Source organism: Cellvibrio fontiphilus (assembly GCF_042646205.1).
GTDB lineage: Bacteria > Pseudomonadota > Gammaproteobacteria > Pseudomonadales > Cellvibrionaceae > Cellvibrio > Cellvibrio fontiphilus_A.
In genome coordinates, this window is record NZ_JBHRTF010000002.1 from 676,875 (window position 1) to 700,228 (window position 23,354).

Genomic DNA, 23,354 nt, shown 5'->3' on the forward strand with positions numbered 1-23,354 from the left:
CTGCTACTTGGTGCGAATATGCAGCAGTTCCTGGATATTGCTCAGCAGCAGGTCTTCCTGATACGGCTTACCCAGATACTTGTTTACGCCCAGGCTAAAGGCGCGCTCGCGGTGTTTTTCACCGGTACGCGAGGTGATCATAATGATCGGCAGATCCTTCAAGCGCGAGCTGGTGCGGACGTTTTTAGCGACCTCAAAGCCGTCCATGCGCGGCATTTCAATATCCAGCAACATCACGTCTGGCATATGGTCTTGCAGCACTTGCAGCGCCTCAACACCGTCTTTGGCGGTGATCACGCGGAAGCCTTCGCGCTCCAGGAAGCGGCTGGTTACCTTGCGCACGGTTACCGAGTCATCCACCACCATGATCGTCTTCTCGCTGAGATCTTCTTCTTTGATCGGGGCGAGGCTGAGCGGCTCCAGCTGGATGGCATGTTGCAGGCCCAGCGCCAACTGCTCGCGGATCATGGCGTGTAAGTCCAGAATCACCACTACGCTACCGTCACCCATTACCGTGGCGCCGGATACCCCGCGCACGGCACTGAATTGGGCGCCCAGGGTTTTCACCACAATCTCGCGTGAGCCCAGCAGGCGATCCACCTGCAAAGCAACGGTATGCTCGGTACTGCGCACCAGTACGACTGGCAGTGGCAGCATTTGGCCGTCCAGCTTGGGTTGGGCGCTGGAGTCCAGCAGGCTGCCGAGGTAGCGCACCAGATATTGCTCGCCGGCATAGTCAAAGCGGGCGCTTTCATCCTGATAGTAATGCTCCAGCTCAAAGGGGCTGACGCGCACAATACCTTCAATCGAGTTGAGCGGAATGGCGTAGAGGTCATCGCCAATCTGCACCATCAGTGCGCGGTTTACCGATACGGTAAAGGGCAGGCGAATGGTGAACTCGGTGCCCTGGCCCCAGTTGGAGTCGATAAACATGGCGCCGCCGAGCTGTTTGATCTCGGAGTGCACCACGTCCATGCCCACACCGCGGCCGGAGATTTGTGTCACCTTGTCGGCGGTACTGAAGCCGGCGTGCAGGATAAATTGGATGACATCCTGATCGTTGAGTTGGGCATCTGCCGCCATCAAACCGCGTTCAATGGCTTTTTCACGCACGCGCTTGAGGTTGATGCCGCGGCCATCGTCGATCAGGCGCAAAATCACATCGCCACCTTCACGGCCAAGGCTCAGCAGTATGCGGCCATTGGGGTTTTTACCGGCGGCGATACGCTCGTCCGGCATTTCGATACCGTGGTCAACCGCATTGCGCAGCATGTGTTCCAGCGGCGCTACCATGCGCTCCAGAACGCTACGGTCCAGTTCGCCTTCCACGTTATCCAGCTCAAAATCCACCTCTTTGCCCAGCTCGGTGGCGGCCTGGCGCACGATCCGGCGCAAGCGCGGCACCAGCCGTGAGAAGGGCACCATGCGCGAGCGCATCAGGCCTTCCTGCAGGTCGGTGTTAATGCGCGACTGTTGCAGCAGCAGGGTTTCGGTATCGCGGGTTTTATCCGCGAGGGTGAATTTCAAGTCCATCAAGTCCGAGGCGGATTCGATCAGCGAGCGCGACAGCTGCTGCAGTTGCGAGTAGCGGTCCATCTCCAGTGGATCGAATTCTTCGTGTTGCGCCATCTGCTCCTGGCGGAACAGCACCTGGGCTTCAGTTTCAATATCCAGGCGGCGTAGCTGCTCTTGCAGACGCTGGATGGTGGCATCCATCTCCTCGATAGATCCGCTCAGGTCGCTGACCTGCTGTTCCATACGGCCGCGGCTGATGGAGGTTTCACCGGCGAGGTTAACCAATTCTTCCAGCAGTTCCGCCGAGACCTTGACCACTTCTTGCGGGCCGGTGCGGCGCGCTGCCAAGTGTTGCACCTGCGCCGGGCCAGTATTACCCGAGCGCAAGCCACCGCCATATTCGGTACCGGGAATAGCACCGGGCACTGGCGCGACGGGTTTGGCCTTGGGTGCAAAGGTCAGCACATTGGGCTTTTCGCTCGGGGTGCCATGGGTTTCAAAAGCGCGAATTTGTTCGGCGCGGGTGTTGTCCACCACCACGGTTGGTTTGCTGTACAGCGCAGGGCTGTTGTCAGTGGCTTCTTCGTCCTGCGCCAGCAGTTCGGCATCGACCAATTCCACGCTATTGTCGAGCAGGGGAATATCCTGCTCGGCAGTATCAAGGCTTTCTGCAACAGGTTGCGGGTTGCTGTTGGCAGTGACAGCGGCGGCTATGGGCGCACCGTTGAGGCGTTTGTTGGCCAGTTCAACGCCGCTGTGTAAACGATCCTGGAAGTCATGCAGGCGCGCAAAAAAGGCTTGGTCAAGCTCGGCGTCCTGATCCATATCGATCAGCAGGGTTTCAAAGTCGTGCGACAGGTCGCCCAAATCCGTCAAGCCCGCCAAACGCGCGCCGCCCTTGAAGGTGTGCAATGAACGTTTGAGCTGTTCGACACAATCACTGTTGTTCCAGTCGTCTTGCCACTCGTTCAGGGCGCTATCGATTTCCTCAAGGATTTCTCCGGCTTCCTCAATAAAGATCTCGACAATTTCCGGATCAAAATCTTCATCCACCATGGCTTCGGCGGGTGTTTCTTCATAGCTTGCGTCGGCTACCGCCAATTCAACCATCGGCTCGTCTACGAGGTCGATATCGTCTACAACATCAACAGAAGGCAATGCTTCGTTCAGGTCGATAACTTCATCAAGTTCCGCAGCCTCGCTCACCAGTTCAGCAGCGGGTTGATAGGCTGGTTCAGGCGCCACAGGCAAATAATCAATCGCTTCAAGCTCGACTAGCTCGTCGTCGCTGATACTTTCTTCGTCAACCAGTTCCAGCTCCAGTGGTGAGCTGTAGTCGTCGGTTTCGGCATAAAGGGTTTCGGCATAAAGATCTACCGCATCGCTGTCGATTAAATCCTCTTCGACGGCGTCCATCAGCGGGATTGTTTCATCCTCGCCCGCCAGTTCGTGGCTGCTCAGGGCAGTCAGGGTGACGACTTCAGTGCTGAGCAGGTCATCCAGTGCTTCATTGACCGGTTCGGGGATGGCGCCCAGATTTTGGCCGGCGGCAATGGCGTCTACCATATCCAGCAGCGCAACGTGGGCGCTTTTCAAGGCGGTGCACAGCGGCGCGGAACAATCCAGTTGCGCGGCAATAATGGCCTCATAGACGCTGTGGATTTTTTCACTCAGCTCCGCCATGGCAGGCAGGTAAGCATGGGCGGCGGCCTGGGTCAGCTTGGCCAGCTCGTCCATCACCGGAATAAGTTCAACGGTTTCTTCAGGGTTGGCTTGCCACTGGTCGATGATCTTGTCGGCATCCAGCAGCAGGTTCATTTCCTCGGCCATAAAAATGGCGAGCAATTCGGGATCGACCGGGCGCTTGCCCATCTCATCCAGTTCTTGCTGGCGCACCAGCGGTGCTACATGGATATCGCGCAGCTCATTCACCCGGGCGATAAATTGTTGCAAACGCGGAATATTAACCAGCTCGCCCGCTTCTATCTGGTGCAGGGCAATTTGGGTGTAACTGACGGCATCACGCAGCAACTGGAGGATATCGTCGTTGATATTGACGTGATAGGAGCGCAACTCCTTGGCGAAGCGTTCCAGTGGTGTGGCCAGCTCGGCGACCTGGGTGATCTCCGCCATATGCGCACTGCCTTTGAGGGTATGCAAGGCGCGCTGCATCTCTTCACTGGGCGGCTCATAAATCGGCGCTTCGGCTTCCATCCGCGCAATAAATTCTTCTACTACCTGCAGGTGACTGATGGCTTCCGCACCAAAAATATCCCACAGCTGGGCATCGGTGTCCTCGCTATCGAGCAAATCTTCGGCCGACATTCCAACATCGTCTGCGCTGCTCTCCTCCACAAGCGCCACCGGTGGCATCGCGTAGTCGGCAAGGTCATCTGCATCCGCGTTGACTGATGGTTCAAAGTGCAGCTCGTCGATAACGGCATCAACCAAATCTTCCTGCTCACCAGCGGTTTGGCCCAGATCCAAGGTGTAGGCTTCGTCGTGGATTTGCGTGTAGGCCTCACCGAGTAAATGTGCTTCATCGGCCACTAGGTTGGCTGGAGCGAGTTCCTCCAACGACTCAGGCATGTCATCTTCGGCAAACTCCACGGCTTCGGTGGCTAAATCACCGCTGTCAACCGGGTCTGTTAGCTCCAGTGTTTCAATACCGGTCTCAGCCTGCGAATCTGCGGTTGCCAAGTCATCAGTTGCCGTATCCGCAGCTGCGGTATTTGTGGGGGCTACTTCATTTGTGGGTGCTAGATCAGCATCTACCGGTACTATGCCCTGAGACAGGGAGTGGGCTTGCAGGCGATAGGTTTCCGCCAATTCAGACTGATTGTAGGGTTGATTGTCGCGGAAAGCGGCAATCATGCCGGGCAAGAGCGCACATACTTTGTCGATTAGCTGCGCGTGTATCGCCTGTGGAGTAATGGTGTGGTCGAGCACACGATTGAGCATATTTTCAATCGACCAGGCCAGCTCGCCAATTTCATTGGCGCCAACCATGCGACCACTGCCTTTGAGGGTGTGGAAGGCGCGACGGAATTCAATCAGCGCGTCTTGATCGTCAAAGTTGTTGGCCCAACGCGGGAAATATTCGTTGATGGTTTCGGTAACTTCGGTGGCTTCTTCGATAAAGATCTCGATGATTTCATCGTCTATATCTTCGTTGTCGCGCTCGATAACCGGCGCCTGATTAGTTGCGATCAGGTTGGGTTCGTGATCTTCCTCCACGTCAGCACTCAAGTAAGAAGATTCGTCGGCTGATTCAACAACCGATTCTTCTAGCTCGATTACCGGCAGGGAGTAATCCGAATCATCAGGCTGATTGTTGTTCGCATCCAGGTCTTGGGCTGGGCTGCTGTAGGCCTCAGTTTCCGGCAGTTCGCCATGCGCGCTGGTGTCCTGCGGTACATCGCTGGTGGCGCTGGCATAGACGGCTTCCAGATAGATAGATTCATCTTCCGGCGCGCGCGTAGCGGATAGATCCTCGCCGCTTTCGGCCTGTTCATAGGCGGCGGCCAATTCAGCTTCAGCGCTGCTGGGTTGCGGCGCCGTTTCGGGTGATTCAACTTGTCCGTAGGTTTCAGTTTCGCTGCGCTCCGGGTTGCTGACTTTGGCAACCGCATAACCCAGATTGGCAACGCTTTCTTCGGCTACGGTGAGCAGCAGGTCGATTTCTTCTTTGCGCCCGCCACTGCTCAAGCGCTCCAGGTAATACTCAACACTGGTGATGGCATCGGCCAGGGTGTCCAGCGTTGACCATTGGGGAGTGGTTTCCTGTGCCAGCAATTGCTCTTCAATGAAGCGGGCGCAGGCTCCGAGGATTCTGGCCGGGCGCGGCAGCGGCATAATTTCCAGACCGCCGCGAATTTCGCGCAGGGTAGTGGGCACCGCTTGCAAATGTTGGCGATTCCACTGGGATGCTATGTATTCAATGATGGCGTCTTTGGCGTGTTCCAAGCCATTGCGCGATTCGCGCAGTACTGACTCTTTGGCGCGGCTGAGTGTTATATCGCCCTCATCGCTGCTGCTTTCAACGCCGCCGTGTTCCGACAGGCTATCCAGCGAGTTTTCGATAGAAATGATTTGGCTGGCAACTGCTAACAACTGGTCATCGGAGAGTTCGCTATCCGAATCAACCACCAATTCCAACGCTGCACCTTGTTCCAGCAAACGTTTGCGCAGGTCGCCCAAACCCAGCACCGCCAGGGTATCGGCAACACGTTTGACAATGGGCAGCGCTTCACTGAGGGTAGTTTGGGTATTACCACCGGCCAGACAAACATCCAAACCGTTCTTTATTAAGCCCAGTTCTTCTTTGATGGCACTAATGACCGAGCGCATGGCATCCGCGTCGGGCACCGAGAGCATGTCCTGGGTATCCTCGCCACCTTCTTTACCTTCCAGCAGCGCTTCTTCCAGTTGGTAGGTGTCGTAAATACGCTGCAGGTTGGAGTTGGGCGCAAACCCCGGTGCGTGTTTACCGGCGCGGGCGACGTAATACAGCAGGTTTTTGATCAATTCATCGTTGGTGAAACTATTCAGCGCTTTGGTGCCATGCACCGCGAGCACTTTGATTTCTTTATCCAACTGGCGCAGCAGGTTTTTGACCGCCACGCTCATTTCGATGGCATCTATCTCTATGGCTTCAACCAATGCCAGGCAAATATCCCAGAGCGCAAAACGCGCGGTGCCGTGGGTGAGTTTTTGCAGGCGGGAAAAAGCCTTTTGCAGGTAGCCCAGGTTTTCTTCGGGGTTAACCCCGCGGATAAACCCCGAGGCGGCGTACTGGTACATCTGGCGCAGCTTCAGCACCATGGCCTGGAACTGCACATTGTCGTTAGTGACCGGCAGGCGCGCGCCGCTGACTTTTTTGGCGGGAGTCAGATTGGGTACAAAGAGTTTGGTATCGGTGAGCAGGCTTTCACCGCGCACCGCGCGCAAATCATTGAGCAGCGGTAATACCACCAGCGGGTTATCTTTGCGTGTTGCTTTTACCTGATCCAAATACAGCGGAAACTGCAGGATAGCGCGCATGAGCACTTCTTGCGCTTCGCTGCTATTGCCCACAGTGCCTGCGATCATCGCCTGGGTGAGCTGTTCCATTTCGCTGGCGAGCATGGCGGCGCCATAGAACTCCACCATCTGCAGGCTGCCGTGCACCTGATGAATATGGGTCAAACAAAAGCGGATACGTGCAGCATCTTTCGGATTTTCAACATAGCTTTCGAGGGCCTGGCGCGCTTCTTTGAGCGTCTCGCTGATCTCGTGGATCAACCAGTCCAAGGCGGCAAAATTGCGATTATCTGCCATGCAGAGCTTTCCTCTCATTATTCTCGCTGGGTGCGACTTTTAACGTTCCAGGCGAACGTAGGCCTGCACTTGATCATCGTCAGTGCGCTGCATTTCGGGGTGTTCCCAGTCCATCACTTCACCCAGGCCAACTATTAACAAGCCGCCGGGTTTTAACCGCTCTACCAGGGCATTCAACACATCGCGGCGCAGCCAGCGACGGAAATACACCAATAAGTTTTGGCAAAAAATTACATCCACACTCACTTGAGGCAACTGGCGTGCATGGATGATATTGCTTTGGGTGAAACAGACGCGGTCGCGCAGTTTGTTAACCACTTGGTAATTGCCATCACCAGAAGCTTGCAGGTAGCGCATGGCTTCATCAGGTTTTACCTGCCCAATGCGGCGTTTGCTATAGCGACCGGCGCGGCCGGCAGCCAGGGCCGACGAGCTGATATCCATTGCGGTGATGCCGTAAAACGGGCTGATTGCGGCCAGTTCAAAACAATCGTTAACCACCATCGCCAGCGAATAGGCTTCTTCGCCAGTGGCGCAACCCAGGCTCCAGACATCAAAACTGCCTTCCAGCGCCTGATTGTTGATTTTTTGCTGGAGGTAAGTGCGCACGTATTCGATGGATTCACGGTGGCGGAAAAAGCTGGTTTCCTTTACCGCAATCCGATCAATCAGTCGCGCCCACTCCAGTTTCGAATCAATAGTTTCCTGGGCTACAAAGTGATAGTAGTTGTCGTAATCGTCGTATCCCAAATCGCGCAGGCGAGCATATATCTGCGATTCCAGCCAGGCTTTTTGTTGGAAAACCAGCTGGATACCGGTGCGCTCTTCCAGCAGTTTGCCCCATTGAACAAACTGTTCCTGGCTAAGTGTGGGTAGTGTGCGTAATGACCAAGCCATAAATTTACCCGGGCCGCCAGCAAGACTGGCGGCAACTGCTTATCAGGCTTTTGATGCGTTGGCGAAGATATCCTCATCGGGCAGGAGCTCTTCATCCAAATCAATTACATCGCTGTTTTGGTCGAAGTCCATCGCCGGTGCGTTAGCCATGGCTTTGCGCGCGGCATTGGCACGGCTTTCAGACATGTCTTCTTCCGGCAGTTTGAAACCGGCTACTGATTCACGCAGGTCGAGTGCCATCTCGGCGAGGTTACCAATCGACTGGGCGGTAGCTGAGGTACCGGCAGAGGTTTGGGTAGTAATCTCTTGAATAACATTCATCGTGTTGGAGATATGACCCGCCGACGATGCCTGCTGGCGCGCGGCGTTGGAAATGTTCTGGATCAATTCCGCGAGGCTTGAGGATACGTTTTCAATTTCTTCCAGTGCCACACCCGCATCCTGTGCGAGGCGCGCACCGCGCACCACTTCAGAGGTGGTTTGTTCCATCGAGATTACCGCTTCGTTGGTATCGTTCTGAATGGTTTTTACCAGCGCTTCGATCTGCTTGGTTGCTGCGGCGGAACGTTCCGCAAGGCGTTGAACTTCGTCCGCTACCACCGCGAACCCGCGGCCCGCGTCACCGGCCATCGATGCCTGAATTGCCGCGTTAAGTGCGAGGATGTTGGTTTGGTCAGCAATGTCGTTAATCAAACTTACGATGTCACCGATCTCTTGTGACGATTCACCGAGGCGTTTAATACGTTTGGAGGTGTCCTGGATCTGCTCGCGGATGGTATCCATCCCGTGGATGGTGTTCTGTACCACTTTGGCGCCGTTGCCCGCGATGGATACCGCACGCTCCGCTACCGCGGCCGATTCGGCGGCGTTTGCCGATACCTGGTCAATGGTGACCGCCATTTCGTTTACCGCGGCCGATGCACCGGCGATTTCTTGCGCCTGGTGTTCAGAAGCTTCGGCGAGATGCAGTGCAGTTTGCTGGGTCTCTTGCGCAGCGGCCGATACGTTTACCGCGGTTTCGTTGATGCGCGCTACCAGGATACGCAGCTGGTCGATGGTGAAGTTGATAGAGTCAGCAATCGCACCGGTGAAGTCCTCGGTTACGGTCGCGGTAGTGGTCAGGTCACCATCCGCAAGGTCGGCCAGTTCGTCGAGCAGACGCAAAATCGCAGTTTGGTTACGTTCGTTGGTTTCGGTAGTTTCGTCGGCGCGTTTACGGGCGCTGCGATACTGGTTGAAGCCAAGGTAAAACAGAGAAATCAGCGTAATTGCAGCCAGTACAATGACCGTGGTGTTATTCACAAAGGGACGGTCGTCTGCCTGGGTGGAGATTTTGTCCGAAATAGCGGCGAGGCTCTGCAGCAATTGTGGGGTGTCCACCAGGAGTGCATCGGCGGCTTGACGGGCGCGGGTCAGGGTGGCTGAACCATCGACCATTTCCTGAATTGACTTGCTTACACCATCAAACAACTGGGTAATTTGATCCAGACTGGCACGCGCTTGTGGATCGGATACACGGGTGATACGCAGTGCAGGGTCACCGTCTTTCATGGCACTCAAAACACGCGCGTAGAAGTTGGCGTCGCGGTTAAATTGGTCAGCAGCGTTGCCGGCATCGGCGTCACCGCGCAACATTTTATCCACGTTACGACCGATACGCTCGGCGCGCCAGGAGAGTAGCTGCGCCTGGATCGCCTGATCAGCAGGTGCGCCGGATTCCAGCAAAATATCCACAATGTTATTGTGTTCGGTCTGCAGGGTGGGCAGGTTGTCGTTCAGGGTATTGCCCACATTGTTGAGCGATACAATCAGGTCTTTGTTGGTGGCAATATCCTGGGCGTTGTTCTGTACACCCTTCCACACAGCGCCAAATTTATCGAATTCCGTGCTCAGCGCTTTACGGGTGCGTTCGTCGCTGTTGCGCAGCATTTCCCAGGTGCTGGTCATGCTCGCCATCACGCTGGAGAGTTCACCAAACGCTTGTTCATCACCGGAAGTGGCGTCGCGCGCCAAAGAGGTCAAACGATAGGCTTGTGCGCGCAGGTCGCTCGCCTGTTGCAGGTAGCGCTGGTCGTTGGTTTTACCCTGGTTGATCAACACCAGAAGCACAACCGCCGCCACAAAGGAGCCAATCAAGAAGACCGACGCGACTATAGTCGCGGGTTTCGCCTTGAATGCGGCAATTTTTGAATCAGTTTTCATCTAAGTACTCCTACACCAACATTCGGTTTTATTTTTTCTGTCCACTTTGCTTTTTGCTTCGCACAAAAAGCCTGATATTGCCTTGCGATTGTGAATCTACTACGACTTGGCCGCATTGGTAAAACGCGGATCCTCGGCCAATAATGCCGGTCTGAACAACGACCAGCGCTCGCCTCCTTGGGGATAACTACCGGTGACAAAAGGCAGGATAGCGCTGGCTACGGCACCAGCCTGTTCACTGTATTCGTCCATCGGGAAATGCTGCATACCAAACACCTGATCAACGATCAGGCCGGAATAAAGTGTCTCGGTTTCAAGAATAAGCACGCGCCGGTGTTTACGTGAACTGCCCAGGCGATCCCCAAAAAACATGGCCAGATCGAACAGGGGCAATAAGCGACCGCGCACGTTGGCGACGCCTTTTACCCAGGGTTGTACCCCCGGCAAATGGGTGTGGTTGGGCACTTCGAGCATTTCCGACACTTCGCCAATCGGCGCTACAAAGTAACTGCCCATTAACGAAAAACCGATGCCGCTCCAATGCGGGCGAATATCGGCCTGTGCCGGCAAACCGCGAGCAGCGGCGCGGCTGCGCTGGGCTAGTGTAAGCAGGGCCTGAAATGCGGCCTGGGGTTCTGACATATCTCTGTCCATAACTGTCGTGCATCACACAGAGATTTTGGGCGCAAGGCCGGGGTCGGTGAATGATGCTTGTTGTTATTGTCTATTCATCATCCCGGATGGTGACAAGTATTTCCTTTATCAGGCGAGGACTTCGGCCATGGCCGCCATAAGTACTTCCTGGGTAATCGGTTTGGATAAATAGGCCTTGGCGCCCTGGCGCATGCCCCAAACACGGTCAGTTTGCTGATCTTTGGTGGTCACAATAATTACCGGAATATGGGCTGTCTCCGGTGTTTTGGACAATTGGCGAGTCGCTTGGAAGCCATTGAGGCCGGGCATAACCACATCCATTAACACCACATCAGGCAGCTCTTTTTGCGCCATGGCGATACCGGCTTCGCCATTATCTGCAGTCATAACTACGTGGCCGTTTTTTTCCAGCATGCTGGTGAGCTTGTAAGTTTCGGTAGGTGAGTCGTCAATAATCAATACTCTGGCCATAAATGCTCCAAAATCATTATTAGGTAGCCGCAACTTGCGGTAGGTATTGGGTCGTTATTGGATACTGGTTCCGGTTGTGCCTACTGCACCCCCGACAACAGCGGTGCAGGTCAAACATGCATCTTACTGCAGAGCAATCAGGATGCTTTTAAATGTTTGACGTGGGCTTCTATGGCACCCAGCAATTCACTTTTGCTAAAAGGTTTGGTGAGGTATTGGTCGGAGCCGACAATACGCCCTTTGGCTTTATCGAACAGGCCGTCTTTGCTGGACAACATGATCACCGGGGTGGTTTTGAATTCGCTATTATTTTTGATTAGTGCGCAAGTTTGATAGCCATCGAGGCGTGGCATCATTATGTCGACAAAAATGATATCCGGGCGGGTGTCGGCAATCTTTGCCAGGGCGTCAAAGCCATCGGTGGCGGTGATTACCATACATCCTGCTTTTTTAAGCAGTGTTTCAGCCGTGCGACGGATGGTTTTACTGTCGTCAATTACCATCACTTTGAGGCTTTCGTAAGTTACTTCCATACTCTGACCTTGCCTGTTGTTATTGCCATAGTTGCCAGATTGCGCGCGAGTTGATTGGGAATCGGTGGGCGCGTCAGGTAATCTCCTGCCAGTTAGCGTCAAAATAACGCCACAGAGGGAGGTAAACTTTTAACACAGTTTTTAACCTTGTGCCATAACTAGTTGAATATATGAGTAATCCGTAGTGTTTTTATAATCATTTGAATGGTGAAAACACGCGGCAATAACCTTGCTTTAATTTGACCTTGCCTTTAACTTTAGGCCTTATCCGGTTCTGTGCCGGGCCTTGTGTCGGGTATTAGCCCGCTTTCTAGAATCTTCAGTCGAGCTTCATTTATATGGCTATCTCTCTCGGCGTAGTAATGGATCCCATTGCTGATATTACCTTTTACAAGGACACTACCCTGGCGTTGTTGTTGGCAGCTCAGGAGCGAGGCTGGGATTTGTACTACATGGAGCAAAAAGATCTTTATCTTTTGCAGGGCGAAGCCCGTGCCAGTACACGCAACTTATTTGTAGCGGATAATGCCGAAAGTTGGTTTGAATTGGGCTTGCAGGAGGATAAAAAACTCGGGGATCTGGATGTGATCCTGATGCGCAAGGATCCGCCCTTTGACAATGAATATATCTACAGCACTTATATTCTGGAGGCCGCACAACAGCAGGGCGCATTGGTCGTTAATGACCCCCGCAGCCTGCGCGATTGCAACGAAAAAATCTTTGCTACCCAATTTCCCCAGTGCTGTCCGCCAGTGCTGGTCAGCCGCGATATGCCGCGCCTGCGCGATTTCCACAAACAACATGGCGATGTGATTTTTAAGCCTTTGGATGGTATGGGCGGCAGCCGTATCTTCCGCTGCCGTGAGAATGACCCCAATCTGGGTGTGATTCTGGAGACGCTCACCGAATTTGGCCAACAGCTGATCATGGCGCAGCGTTACATCCCGGAAATCACCCAGGGCGACAAGCGTATTTTGGTGGTGGACGGAGAACCGGTTCCCTACTGCCTGGCGCGTATTCCGGCGCAGGGCGAAACCCGGGGCAATCTGGCTGCCGGTGGCAGCGGTGTTCCCCAACCCCTAACTGAAAAAGATTTGTGGATAGTCTCGCAAGTGGCGCCTTCACTCAAAGCCAGAGGCTTGATGTTTGTGGGGTTGGATGTGATTGGCGAATACCTCACCGAAATTAATGTCACTTCTCCTACCTGTGCGCGGGAAATTGACAAGGCTTACAACACCGGAATTGGTTCACTGCTTGTTGATGCCATAGCGCGTAAATTAGCGGCCCGTTAACCCGGAGTCAGCCCCTATGAATCAGGCCATCACCCTTGAACAACAAAGCCTAACTGCCGCAGCGGTAGATAGTGGTGATCGCCTGAGTTTTACCTTTTTTCTGGCGATAGTCTTACACGCGCTGCTGATTCTGGGCATCAGTTTTAAATTGCCCGACCACAGCAATACCTCACAAACCATTGAAATTACTCTGGCGACACATAAATCGCTGCGTGCCCCCGAGCAAGCTGACTTTTTGGCTCAGCATAATCAGGAGGCCAGCGGCACCCTCGACGAAGCAAAACAGCTAACCACCGAACGACAAGCTGAATTCGCCGATACCCAGGTGCGCGAGGTAAACCCTGTGCCGCAACAATCCGCTGCGACCCAGAAGCTGAAAGAGCAGCAATTAGTAGCAACCCGCTCGGCCAGTACCCACACCACCCAGGTAACCCTCAACCCGGATGAGCGCCGTGAACTGGAGCAGCGCGAAGGCCTGATGGAAGATCAGCTCACGGTGTCGGCGGAAATCGCCAGTTTACAGGCCAAGCTTGATAAACAGCGGCAGGAATACGCCAAGCGTCCACGCGTGCGTACACTCACTTCCGTGTCCACCAAGGAATCCTTCGATGCCAAATACCTGCACGATTGGAGTACCAAGGTGGAGCAGGTAGGCAATCGCAACTACCCCAAAGAGGCGCTCAGCCGGAAAATTACCGGTCATCTACGCCTCTCTGTAGTTATTAATCCTGATGGCACCATCTATGAAATCAAGGTGTTACAGTCTTCCGGTCAGCGCATACTGGATGATGCCGCGCGGCAGATAGTGCGGCTCTCTGCTCCCTTTGCCCAATTTCCGGCGGAGATTCGCAAACACGCCGACCGCTTGCAGATCATTCGCACCTGGAACTTTGAGATCACTGGTAAACAGTCGGTGATCACCACCTCTGCCAACTAGCGGCGAATAAATTTTTTCCCTCGCGCTTGTTTTAGCCTTTATTAGCCTCATACTGGTTTCATGAACGACAAACCTGACTTTCTTACCGATATTGAAGAGCTCACGCCCGGCAGTTTGTGTAATCACTTTCTGATTGCTATGCCCGGGCTGAATGATTCCTCTTTTGCCCACACTGTGACTTATATCTGTGAGCACAGCGAACAGGGTGCCATGGGGGTGGTGATTAACATGGCCACTCCCATGCTGCTGCGCGAAATCTTTGAGCAAATGGGGCTGGATGATCAATCCCATCTCGGCGACCAAATAGTCATGAGCGGTGGCCCGGTGCAGCCGGAGCGCGGTTTTGTATTGCACTCGACAGATAGCCGCTGGCAGTCAACCCTGCAGATTTCACCAGACATAAGCCTCACCGCCTCGCGCGACATAATTGCTGCCCTCGCCGAGGGGCGCGGCCCCAAGCAGTCTCTGATTGCACTGGGTTACGCCGGCTGGGGCGAGGGGCAGTTAGAAGCAGAAATCGCCGCTAATTCCTGGCTGACGGTGCCGGCGGATAAAAATATTATTTTCTCCACCCCGCTAGAGCAGCGCTGGACTGCTGCCGCTCAAGCCTTGGGTATAGACGTTACTCTGATTACCAGCACCGCTGGCCACGCCTAGGCTGCCGGGGTTCTAATGACAGTTAAATCCCTGCTTGCCTTTGACTACGGCACCAAAAATATTGGGGTTGCCACCGGTCAAACCCTGACTCGTTCTGCCAACGCCCAAGCCCAACTCAAAGCCAAAGATGGCATTCCCGATTGGAGCCAGATAGAAAAGTTGCTCAAAGATTGGCAACCGGATTTGGTGCTGGTTGGCTTGCCACTGAATATGGATGGCAGTGAGAGTGAGCTGAGCGCACGCGCGCGCAAATTTGCCAATCGTTTGCACGGCCGCTTCGGTGTGAAAGTGGAATTGGTGGATGAGCGTTTGAGCAGTTTTGAAGCCAAAGGCGAAGTGATGGCGCAGGGCGGTTCGCGTCATTACAAATCCAACCCGGTGGATTCGATTGCCGCGCGTTTGATTCTGGAAAGTTGGTTTGAACGTAATTAGCCGACTGACTTAAACCTACATAAAAAAACGCCGGAATTTTTAAAAATTCCGGCGTTTTTATTTTGGCTTACTCGACAGCATTAAAACATTTTGCCGCGATTGTTGTGCTCATCGCCCTGGATCGACAGGCTATCGGCAGCGTGCGACAAATAATTGGAATCAGTTTCCGAGGCGAGTTTGATCATCAAGCGTAAATCGTTGGGTGAGTCGGCGTGCAGCAGGGCATCTTCATAGGTAATTTCGCCGGCATCGTAAAGTGCATAAAGCGCCTGGTCGAAGGTCTGCATGCCCAGTTCGGTTGAGCGTTTCATCAATTCTTTTAATTCTGAAACTTCCCCTTTGCGAATCAAATCCTGCGCCAGTGGAGTGTTAATCATAATTTCCAAACAGGCGCGGCGGCCATTGCCATCAGGTGTGGGAATCAATTGCTGCGCCACAATCGCCTTGAGGTTGAGCGACAAGTCCATCCACAACTGGCGATGGCGATCAGCGGGGAAAAAGTGAATGATGCGGTCGAGTGCCTGGTTGGCGTTGTTGGCGTGCAGGGTACACAGACACAGGTGACCGGTTTCCGCAAAGGCGATGGCGTGATCCATGGTTTCGCGCGAGCGCACTTCGCCAATCAAAATCACATCCGGTGCCTGACGCAAAGTATTTTTCAGCGCAACTTCAAAGGATTCAGTATCAATACCCACTTCGCGCTGGGTGATAATGCAACCCTGATGCTGGTGGATAAATTCAATTGGGTCTTCGATGGAAATAATGTGACCTTTGGAGTTTTGGTTGCGATGGCCAATCATGGAAGCGAGCGAGGTGGATTTACCGGTGCCGGTTGCGCCCACAAAAATAATCAGGCCGCGTTTGGTCATGGCCAATTCTTTAATAATTTCCGGCAGGCCCAGTTCATCAATTTGCGGGATTTTGGTTTCAATACGGCGCAGTACCATACCGGCAAGGTTGCGCTGGTAAAACGCGCTGGCGCGGAAGCGGCCAATACCGCGTGCGCTCACTGCAAAGTTAAGTTCTTTTTTCTCTAAAAATTCAGCGCGCTGTTTTTCATTCATCACACTCAGCACCAGCTCGCGCGCTTTTTCTGGCGCGAGCGGCGTTGCCGTCACTGGCACCACCTTGCCATGAACTTTGATCGAGGGCGGCACACCGGCGGTGATAAATAAGTCCGACGCGCCTTTTTCTACCATCAGGGACAATAAACGATCAAAATCCATAACACAGCACCTTAAAAATTATTGAAACTTGTGCACTAAAAATAATTAAACGATTAATTAAAAATTCTCGGGGAATTTGGCTTTCGCTTTGGCGGCATCGCGGCTGATGATGCGACGAGCCACCAAATCCGCCAGGCATTGGTCCATGGTCTGCATTCCCAGTGAGGCACCGGTTTGGATGGCCGAATACATTTGTGCCACCTTGTCCTCGCGGATCAGGTTACGGATTGCCGAAGTGCCGCGCATAATTTCGTGCGCCGCCACCCGACCGCCGCCGTTTTTCTTGAGCAGCGTTTGTGAAATTACCGCTTGCAGCGATTCCGACAACATGGAACGCACCATGGATTTTTCGTTGGCGGGGAACACGTCCACAATACGGTCGATGGTTTTGGCGGCGGAGGTGGTGTGCAAGGTGCCAAATACCAAGTGGCCGGTTTCGGCGGCGGTGAGTGCGAGGCGGATGGTTTCCAGGTCGCGCATCTCGCCCACCAGAATAATGTCCGGGTCTTCCCGCAGTGCCGAGCGCAGTGCTTCGTTAAAGCCGTGGGTATCGCGGTGCACTTCGCGCTGGTTCACCAGGCATTTTTTGGATTCGTGCACAAATTCGATAGGGTCTTCGATGGTGAGCACGTGCTCGTATTTGTTGTCGTTGATGTAGTCGATCATGGCCGCCAGGGTGGTGGATTTACCCGAGCCGGTCGGCCCGGTCACCAGCACTAATCCGCGCGGTACGGCGCAGATATCGCGGAACACATTGCCCATGCCCAACTCTTCCATGGTGAGTACTTTGGAGGGAATGGTACGGAACACCGCGCCGGCGCCGCGGTTTTGGTTAAAGGCGTTAACGCGGAAACGCGCGACACCCGGCACTTCAAACGAGAAGTCGGTTTCCAAAAATTCTTCGTAGTCCTTGCGCTGCTTGTCATTCATAATGTCGTAGATCAAGCCATGCACCTGCTTGTGCTCCATGGGCGGCAGGTTGATACGGCGCACGTCGCCATCGACGCGGATCATCGGTGGCAAACCCGCCGAGAGGTGCAAGTCAGACGCGCCTTGTTTGGCACTAAACGCCAGCAGTTCGGTGATATCCATCAGAGCAACCTTTTGTTATTAGTCTGCGCGGCAGACTTTTGTGGGTAATTTCAGAGATTTCCAAGAAACGGAATATGCACAAGATAGACGACCAGCTCGTGAAAGTCACCGCGCGCATTCATCAAGCTGCCACAGCTGCCGGGCGAAATCCGCAAACTGTGCAGTTGATCGCTGTGAGTAAAACCCAACCCGCCCAGGCCTTGCGCGACGCCTATACCTGGGGGCAGCGCGCCTTTGGCGAAAACTACCTGCAAGAGGCGCTGGAGAAACAGGCGCAGCTGGCCGATCTAGCCGATGTGAGCTGGCACTTTATCGGCCCCATCCAATCCAACAAGACGCGGCCTATCGCCGAGCATTTTGACTGGGTACATTCGGTCGACCGGCTCAAAATCGCCCAGCGCTTGCACGAGCAGCGGCCGGCCGGACAGCCGCCGCTGAATATCTGTGTGCAAGTGAATATAGACGATGAAACCACCAAGTCGGGAATTAGTTTGGCGGAATTGCCCGCGCTGGTGGCGGCCATCGCCCACCTGACAGGGCTCAGGTTGCGCGGCTTGATGGCGATTCCGGCGGCAACTAACGATGCTGCGCAACAGCGTGCCGCCTTTGCCAAGTTGCGGTTTGCGTTGGAGCAGCTAAACCAACAGGGTTACGCGCTGGATTGTTTGTCCATGGGCATGTCGGGCGACTTGGAAGCGGCGATTGCCGAGGGCGCCACCCATGTGCGTGTCGGCACGGATATTTTTGGTGCGCGGACTAAGCCGGCATCTAACTGATTACTTCTACTTTTTATTAAGGATTTATCGTGACTAGCAGCAAGATTTCAGCTCCCAAAATCGCTTTTATCGGCGCCGGCAATATGGCCAAGGCGATTATTGGCGGCCTGCTCGCCGAGGGCTTTTCCCACAGCCAGCTGCTTGCAGCCGGCCCTCGTCAGGAAACCCTGGACAAGGTGACACAGGAACTGGCGATTGAAACCACCACCGACAATAACGCCGCTGCCGCCTGGGCCGACGTAGTGGTACTGGCGGTAAAACCCCAGCTGCTCAAAGAAGTCTCACTCGCCCTGCGCGCTTCGCTGGCGCATCGCCCGCTGGTGATTTCGGTCGCGGCGGGCATCACCACTGCCAGTCTTGCCCACTGGCTGGGCGATTTGCCCATAGTGCGCTGCATGCCCAACACTCCCTCCCAATTGCGCGCCGGTGCCAGTGGCCTGTTTGCCAATGCGGCAGTGAGCGATGAACATAAATCTATTGCCAATGCCATGCTCGGCGCGGTGGGCATAGTGCAGTGGCTGGACGACGAAGCCTTGTTGAACCCGGTAACCGCCGTCTCCGGCTCCGGCCCTGCGTATTTCTTTTTGATGATGGAATCTATGATTGATGCTGGCGTAGCCCTGGGTTTAAGCCGCGAATGTGCGACCGAACTGACCTTGCAAACCGCGCTGGGCGCCGCCATGCTCGCCAAGGAAAGTGAGTATGATGTAGCCGAACTGCGCCGCCGCGTCACCTCGCCCAAGGGCACCACCGAACAGGCGATACTGTCATTTGAGCAGGACAATATCCGCGCGATGGTTACCCGCGCCATGACCGCTTGCAGCAATCGCGCCGGTGAGTTGTCCGAGCTTTTGGGTAGCTAGTTTTTGGCTTTGAGCCCTTGAGTAAATCACCAGCGCCAGACTATTTTTTATCACCGGAGTAATGCATGTTTGCCAATATTTTGCATTTGATTGCCTACAGCCTGTTATCGCTGTTTTTGTTGATTGTAGTGCTGCGCTTTTTGCTGCAGCTGGTGCGTGCCGATTTTTATAACCCCATCTCCCAGGCGCTGGTAAAAATCACCATGCCGCTGCTGCGCCCGCTACGCAAGGTGATTCCCAGCATCCTCGGCATAGATACCGCCTCGGTGGTATTGATCCTGCTCGTGCAGTTTATCGCCAGTGCGATTCTCTGTCTGATTGTGGGTCTGACTGGCCTGATTGCGTTGCCGCATATTCTGCTGGCCTGGGGGTTTGTGGGGGCGCTTACCATAGTCGCCAACGTGTTTTTCTGGTGCATGATTATCAGCATCATCGGCAGCTTTATTGCGCCAATGAGCCATCACCCGCTGCTCGCGCTCGCCAACCAAATTATTGACCCAATCTGTGCACCCATTCGCAAAGTGCTGCCGCCTTTGGGCGGGGTGATTGATATCTCGCCGATCATCGTGCTCCTGGGTCTGCAAATTGTGGAGAAAATCCTGATCCGCGAATTGGCCATTTGGCTGCAACTCAACCCGCAAGTGGTGTTGGGTTACTGGTACTAGGGGTTTCCAGTCCCTATCCTTCCTGGCAGTGATGTCTGCGTCTCTGTCAGGTTCCTCCTCCTTTTCTTATCCCTCCTATACTGCCCTGCAGCTGTTTGGCGTCTATCGCCGCAGTAATTCATAAAAAATTTGAATCCAAAACCCAAGACGAGCCGTAGAGCAACTGAATGGGCCATATTCTGGCGGAGTTCAGTGGCCTGTTAATCCCTAACTGTTGATAACAACGAGAATGACTATGGATCCGAATCAGGTGTTTTTGCAGTTGCTCAGCGCCACCGCGCAGGGCGATAGGCAGGCATTCGCCAATCTTTATCAGCGCAGTGCCGGCAAGCTTTACGCCGTCAGTCTGCAGATGCTGCGCCGCCGCGATCTAGCGGAAGAGGCGGTACAGGAGGCATTTGTGCGGATATGGCACAACGCCGGCGAGTATCAGCAGGAGAAGGGTGAGGTACTCACTTGGATGATCAGCATAGTGCGCTACCGTGCGCTGGATATGCTGCGTGCCACCAAAAGTCGGCGCGAAACAGATGTCGACGAGTTGGAAGAGGCGATTCACCATCAGACACCCGAGCAAGAATTGTATGAACAGCGCAACCGGGTGCGTATCGATCGCTGCATGGATCGGCTGGAAGACAGCCAGCGTAGCGCCATCGAACTCGCCTATTTTCGTGGTTTGACCCACATGGAAGTCTGCGCCCGGATGGAGCTGCCCCTGGGCACCATCAAAACCTGGATTCGTCGCGGATTGGAACGTTTAAAGAGGTGCCTTGAATCATGAATTACCTTACCGATGAACGTCAAAATGCACTCTCGGCTGAATATGTGCTCGGCAGCTTGCAAGGCCCTGCGCGTATTCGCTACCAGCGATTATTGATGCAACACCCAAGCCTGCGTTCCAGCCTGTGGCGCTGGGAGAGTCGCCTGAATGAGTTGGGTGCTGCACTGCCCAATGTCCAGCCCGCGCCCGAGGTGTGGGAGCGTATCCAACAGCAGTTGGGTTTTGTCAGCACCGGCGCTAGCACCGACAGTGTCAGTAATGTGCTGGCACTGCCGCCGCGCAAACCGCGCGCCTTGCAATGGTTCGCCGGGTTAGCTACCGCTGCCGCAATCCTGATGGCGGTCTTGCTGGTGAATTTGCAACCGGTCGAACCTTTATCGCCGGGCCAAATTGCCGTGGTGCAAAGCGAAAAAGCCCAAGCCCTGTGGTTGATTGAATTGCGCGAGGACCAACTAGTGGTGAGCGCCACCGACAAGTTCACCCCGCTGGACAATCAGGATTATGAATTGTGGATGGTTGCCGCCGATGGTCGCGCGCCAATCTCCCTCGGCCTGCTCCCAAAAACCGGCAAGTTGAGTCTGCCGCGCTCGGCATTGTTTGATCAGCTACAAGTCGCCGCGCTCGCCGTGAGTTTGGAACCACTGGGCGGCTCGCCTACGGGCCAACCGACAACAGTGTTGTACACAGCGGAGTTGGTGGCGATGTAAAAATATTCCTGAGACTTGGCTAAACCAAACCCCGCCGCGCGCGGGGTTTTTTATGCCCGCTAAAAAATATTTTTGCGCACTTACACAATAATTTAAAAATAATCACAAAAAGTTGAATCCAAAAATCAACTTGAGCCGTTTGCTGTTGTGAATGTCACAACAACCAACGGAGTCATCATGAAACATAATTATTTATCGGCCGTTATTGGTACCCTCTGTGCGAGCTTGCTTGCCACGGGCAGTTTTGCATCATCCCACCGCGAAGCGCCGAATATCACCCGTGCCCCCGCGCTCGATTCAACCGATTTTTACGCCTTTAATTCCTATGAAAGCGGGCGTGAAGATTATGTCACGCTGATCGCTAACTATATTCCGCTGCAAGATGCCTACGGCGGCCCCAATTATTTTGCGATGGACCCGCACGCGGTGTATAGCATCCACGTGGATAACACCGGCGATGCTGTAGAAGACCTTACCTTTGAATTTCGTTTCAGCCAGGCACTGGCGGGTGGCGAAGGTGTAAAGCTAACGGTAGGGCCGGAAGGTAACAGCCGTTCAGTTGCGGTTCCTTTGAAAAATGTTGGTGGCATTTCTGCCAGCGATATGTCTGCTGCCAATTTCAGTGAAAGTTATACCGTTAAATTGCGCACAGGTGATCGTAAAACCGGTACGCGTGCCGATGTTGCTATGGCGTCGGGCATGGGTATGACATTTAACAAACCACTGGATTTTATCGGCACCAAAACCTTTTCATCCACGCAGGCTTATGCCAATTACGCCAACAGTTTTATTTATGAAATTGCGATTCCTGGCTGTAGTACCAACGGCAAAGTATTTGTCGGCCAGCGCAAAGATCCGTTTGTGGTCAATCTCGGAAAAACCTTTGATTTGGTCAATTATGTTCCCGTCGAAGGCGATAGCAGCGCCGGTGCTGGCGACGGCGGCGGCTTCCCCGGTGGTATTACCCAATCGGCAATGAATGATGATTTACTCGATAAAAATGTCACCGCCATTTCGCTCGAAATTCCCAAAAGCTGTTTGGTGGGCAGTGGCAATGGTGTGATTGGTACCTGGACAACCGCAAGCTTGCCGCAGGCGCGTATTTTAAATCCGCAGGCATCGTTTAATAAATCGGAAGTGAATGGAGGTGCACTCACCCAGGTGTCGCGTTTGGGTAATCCGTTAGTAAATGAATTAGTGATCGGCTTAAAAGATAAAGATCGCTTCTCCGTCGCCGAACCAAAAAATGACGGCCAATTTGCCGATTACGTTACTCACCCATCGTTGCCGGAATTATTAAATATTTTATTTAAAGATGCGGTTAACACCACACTTGGTGCCAACTTGTCCACGCTGGCGCCCACTAATTTTCCACGCATGGATTTAGTCACCGCGTTTCTCACCGGTTTCCCCGGCGTCAATCAATTAAAAACCGTTACGCCATCAGAAATGTTGCGCTTGAACACGAGCATTGCGGCAACGGCGCAAGCGGAGCAATCCAATTTTGGTGTGGCGGGTAATGACTTGGCCGGTTTCCCCAATGGCCGTCGCCCGGGTGACGATGTGGTGGATATTGCGTTGCGCGTAGTCATGGGGCGTTTGTGCTATCCAATTCCTGTTGGTGGTGTGGATACTGATTTGGGTTTGTGTAAACCCGAAGACGCGAATGTAGGTAATGTGCCTTTCACCGACGGTGCACCACTTAACGCGATGATGATGAAAAATTCCTTCCCTTATCTGGCCGATCCACTGCCCGGTTCTAACTAAGGAGTTGTCATGAAAATTTCCTACGCACTATTACCGCTGGTTTTGTCGGGCAGTTTATTCATCACGGGTTGTGGTGGTGACGGCGCTAAAAAAACCAAGGTCAATGCACCACCTACTGCCAATAACGCCGCGCTGAGTACGCAAGCAGACACTGCTTTTAGCGGTAAATTACTCGGTACGGATGTGGATAAAGATATGCTCAGTTTTGCGGTAGTGACAGCACCACAAAACGGCATGCTCAGCCTGCAAACCGACGGCAGTTTTAGTTACACCCCGGCGCCGGATTTTGTAGGTACTGATCAATTTACCTTTAGTGTCAGCGATGGCAAATCAACGTCGGCAGCTGCCACAGTCAACATCACTATTGATTTACTGACAGTGGCCATGAGCAGTTATACCCGTACGGCGTTTAATCAACAGCCCAACGATACCCCTTTGTCACTCAATAGCCGCAACATCACGCAAGATGTAAGTGATGAAAACGCATTTGACGATCTGTTGGCGCCTTAACGTGAAATAGTTGTTGATTAAAAAGTTCCTTACCTTGATGCCCGCTATGGATGGCAGGCTT

The 23,354-nt window shown here is 53.8% G+C and carries 19 protein-coding genes; 11 read left to right on the plus strand and 8 right to left on the minus strand.

Annotated features, from left to right (window positions below):
• Positions 1–3: 3 nt before the first annotated feature.
• The 6 genes from ACFODX_RS04785 to pilG all read right to left on the minus strand — a co-directional run bounded on the left by ACFODX_RS04785 (position 4) and on the right by pilG (position 11,591).
• A complete protein-coding gene (locus ACFODX_RS04785; RefSeq protein WP_378116595.1) occupies positions 4–6,834 on the minus strand; it encodes a hybrid sensor histidine kinase/response regulator in 6,831 nt (2,276 codons plus the stop codon).
• A 39-nt stretch (positions 6,835–6,873) separates the two neighbouring features.
• Positions 6,874–7,731 carry a CheR family methyltransferase gene (locus tag ACFODX_RS04790; RefSeq protein WP_378116597.1) on the minus strand — a complete coding sequence of 286 codons (858 nt, stop codon included), beginning with the start codon at positions 7,729–7,731 and terminating at the stop codon, positions 6,874–6,876.
• A gap of 42 nt (positions 7,732–7,773) precedes the next feature.
• Positions 7,774–9,933, minus strand: coding sequence for a methyl-accepting chemotaxis protein (locus tag ACFODX_RS04795; protein ID WP_378116599.1), 2,160 nt, complete (start codon positions 9,931–9,933; stop codon positions 7,774–7,776).
• Between the two features lie 99 nt (positions 9,934–10,032).
• Positions 10,033–10,575: a chemotaxis protein CheW gene (locus ACFODX_RS04800; protein ID WP_324257370.1), complete on the minus strand. Its 543-nt coding sequence runs from the start codon at positions 10,573–10,575 to the stop codon at positions 10,033–10,035.
• A gap of 120 nt (positions 10,576–10,695) precedes the next feature.
• Positions 10,696–11,058: a twitching motility response regulator PilH gene (pilH, locus tag ACFODX_RS04805; protein ID WP_007639222.1), complete on the minus strand. Its 363-nt coding sequence runs from the start codon at positions 11,056–11,058 to the stop codon at positions 10,696–10,698.
• A gap of 137 nt (positions 11,059–11,195) precedes the next feature.
• Positions 11,196–11,591: a twitching motility response regulator PilG gene (gene pilG / locus ACFODX_RS04810; RefSeq protein ID WP_007639219.1), complete on the minus strand. Its 396-nt coding sequence runs from the start codon at positions 11,589–11,591 to the stop codon at positions 11,196–11,198.
• Between the two features lie 338 nt (positions 11,592–11,929).
• On the opposite strand from pilG, the gene gshB reads away from it, so the two are divergent.
• The 4 genes from gshB to ruvX are packed head-to-tail and all read left to right on the plus strand — an operon-like array spanning position 11,930 to position 14,909.
• The gene (gene gshB, locus ACFODX_RS04815) at positions 11,930–12,883 is read left to right on the plus strand and encodes a glutathione synthase (protein WP_378116603.1); all 954 of its coding nucleotides are present in this window, start codon (positions 11,930–11,932) and stop codon (positions 12,881–12,883) included.
• Between the two features lie 16 nt (positions 12,884–12,899).
• Positions 12,900–13,820 carry an energy transducer TonB gene (locus ACFODX_RS04820; RefSeq protein WP_378116605.1) on the plus strand — a complete coding sequence of 307 codons (921 nt, stop codon included), beginning with the start codon at positions 12,900–12,902 and terminating at the stop codon, positions 13,818–13,820.
• Positions 13,821–13,880: 60 nt separating this feature from the next.
• On the plus strand, positions 13,881–14,477 hold the full coding sequence (locus ACFODX_RS04825; protein WP_378116607.1) for a YqgE/AlgH family protein: 597 nt from the start codon (positions 13,881–13,883) through the stop codon (positions 14,475–14,477).
• 15 nt (positions 14,478–14,492) lie between these two features.
• The gene (gene ruvX / locus ACFODX_RS04830) at positions 14,493–14,909 is read left to right on the plus strand and encodes a Holliday junction resolvase RuvX (protein WP_378116609.1); all 417 of its coding nucleotides are present in this window, start codon (positions 14,493–14,495) and stop codon (positions 14,907–14,909) included.
• 80 nt (positions 14,910–14,989) lie between these two features.
• Here the strand turns inward: ruvX and ACFODX_RS04835 are convergent, their stop codons facing one another.
• A complete protein-coding gene (locus tag ACFODX_RS04835) occupies positions 14,990–16,135 on the minus strand; it encodes a PilT/PilU family type 4a pilus ATPase (RefSeq protein WP_378116611.1) in 1,146 nt (381 codons plus the stop codon).
• A gap of 57 nt (positions 16,136–16,192) precedes the next feature.
• Positions 16,193–17,227, minus strand: a complete 1,035-nt coding sequence (locus ACFODX_RS04840; RefSeq protein WP_378116613.1) for a type IV pilus twitching motility protein PilT — start codon at positions 17,225–17,227, stop codon at positions 16,193–16,195.
• A 74-nt stretch (positions 17,228–17,301) separates the two neighbouring features.
• Here ACFODX_RS04840 and ACFODX_RS04845 point away from each other — a divergent pair, with 74 nt between their 5' ends.
• The 7 genes from ACFODX_RS04845 to ACFODX_RS04875 all read left to right on the plus strand — a co-directional run bounded on the left by ACFODX_RS04845 (position 17,302) and on the right by ACFODX_RS04875 (position 23,293).
• Positions 17,302–18,003 (plus strand): YggS family pyridoxal phosphate-dependent enzyme, encoded by a 702-nt coding sequence (locus ACFODX_RS04845; RefSeq protein ID WP_378116615.1) that lies wholly within the window; start codon positions 17,302–17,304, stop codon positions 18,001–18,003.
• A gap of 26 nt (positions 18,004–18,029) precedes the next feature.
• Complete coding sequence (gene proC / locus ACFODX_RS04850) at positions 18,030–18,866, plus strand: pyrroline-5-carboxylate reductase (RefSeq protein ID WP_378116964.1); 837 nt, start codon at positions 18,030–18,032, stop codon at positions 18,864–18,866.
• Between the two features lie 65 nt (positions 18,867–18,931).
• Positions 18,932–19,531 (plus strand): YggT family protein, encoded by a 600-nt coding sequence (locus tag ACFODX_RS04855; protein WP_378116617.1) that lies wholly within the window; start codon positions 18,932–18,934, stop codon positions 19,529–19,531.
• A gap of 235 nt (positions 19,532–19,766) precedes the next feature.
• A complete protein-coding gene (locus ACFODX_RS04860) occupies positions 19,767–20,309 on the plus strand; it encodes a sigma-70 family RNA polymerase sigma factor (RefSeq protein ID WP_378116619.1) in 543 nt (180 codons plus the stop codon).
• Positions 20,306–21,016, plus strand: coding sequence for an anti-sigma factor (locus ACFODX_RS04865; protein ID WP_378116621.1), 711 nt, complete (start codon positions 20,306–20,308; stop codon positions 21,014–21,016). The genes ACFODX_RS04860 and ACFODX_RS04865 overlap by 4 nt, the downstream gene beginning before the upstream one ends.
• A gap of 177 nt (positions 21,017–21,193) precedes the next feature.
• Positions 21,194–22,783, plus strand: a complete 1,590-nt coding sequence (locus tag ACFODX_RS04870; RefSeq protein ID WP_378116623.1) for a DUF4331 domain-containing protein — start codon at positions 21,194–21,196, stop codon at positions 22,781–22,783.
• A 9-nt stretch (positions 22,784–22,792) separates the two neighbouring features.
• Positions 22,793–23,293: an Ig-like domain-containing protein gene (locus ACFODX_RS04875; protein ID WP_378116625.1), complete on the plus strand. Its 501-nt coding sequence runs from the start codon at positions 22,793–22,795 to the stop codon at positions 23,291–23,293.
• Positions 23,294–23,354 lie beyond the last annotated feature (61 nt).

Coding starts and splice junctions, on each gene's coding strand:
- ACFODX_RS04875 (WP_378116625.1), top strand. CDS start 22,793: ATGAAAATTTCCTACGCACTATTACCGCTGGTTTTGTCGGGCAGTTTA.
- ACFODX_RS04855 (WP_378116617.1), top strand. CDS start 18,932: ATGTTTGCCAATATTTTGCATTTGATTGCCTACAGCCTGTTATCGCTG.
- ACFODX_RS04820 (WP_378116605.1), top strand. CDS start 12,900: ATGAATCAGGCCATCACCCTTGAACAACAAAGCCTAACTGCCGCAGCG.
- ACFODX_RS04785 (WP_378116595.1), bottom strand. CDS start 6,834: ATGGCAGATAATCGCAATTTTGCCGCCTTGGACTGGTTGATCCACGAG.
- ruvX (WP_378116609.1), top strand. CDS start 14,493: ATGACAGTTAAATCCCTGCTTGCCTTTGACTACGGCACCAAAAATATT.
- ACFODX_RS04800 (WP_324257370.1), bottom strand. CDS start 10,575: ATGTCAGAACCCCAGGCCGCATTTCAGGCCCTGCTTACACTAGCCCAG.
- ACFODX_RS04865 (WP_378116621.1), top strand. CDS start 20,306: ATGAATTACCTTACCGATGAACGTCAAAATGCACTCTCGGCTGAATAT.
- gshB (WP_378116603.1), top strand. CDS start 11,930: ATGGCTATCTCTCTCGGCGTAGTAATGGATCCCATTGCTGATATTACC.
- pilH (WP_007639222.1), bottom strand. CDS start 11,058: ATGGCCAGAGTATTGATTATTGACGACTCACCTACCGAAACTTACAAG.
- ACFODX_RS04840 (WP_378116613.1), bottom strand. CDS start 17,227: ATGGATATCACCGAACTGCTGGCGTTTAGTGCCAAACAAGGCGCGTCT.
- ACFODX_RS04845 (WP_378116615.1), top strand. CDS start 17,302: ATGCACAAGATAGACGACCAGCTCGTGAAAGTCACCGCGCGCATTCAT.
- ACFODX_RS04870 (WP_378116623.1), top strand. CDS start 21,194: ATGAAACATAATTATTTATCGGCCGTTATTGGTACCCTCTGTGCGAGC.
- ACFODX_RS04790 (WP_378116597.1), bottom strand. CDS start 7,731: ATGGCTTGGTCATTACGCACACTACCCACACTTAGCCAGGAACAGTTT.
- ACFODX_RS04860 (WP_378116619.1), top strand. CDS start 19,767: ATGGATCCGAATCAGGTGTTTTTGCAGTTGCTCAGCGCCACCGCGCAG.
- ACFODX_RS04835 (WP_378116611.1), bottom strand. CDS start 16,135: ATGGATTTTGATCGTTTATTGTCCCTGATGGTAGAAAAAGGCGCGTCG.
- pilG (WP_007639219.1), bottom strand. CDS start 11,591: ATGGAAGTAACTTACGAAAGCCTCAAAGTGATGGTAATTGACGACAGT.
- ACFODX_RS04825 (WP_378116607.1), top strand. CDS start 13,881: ATGAACGACAAACCTGACTTTCTTACCGATATTGAAGAGCTCACGCCC.
- ACFODX_RS04795 (WP_378116599.1), bottom strand. CDS start 9,933: ATGAAAACTGATTCAAAAATTGCCGCATTCAAGGCGAAACCCGCGACT.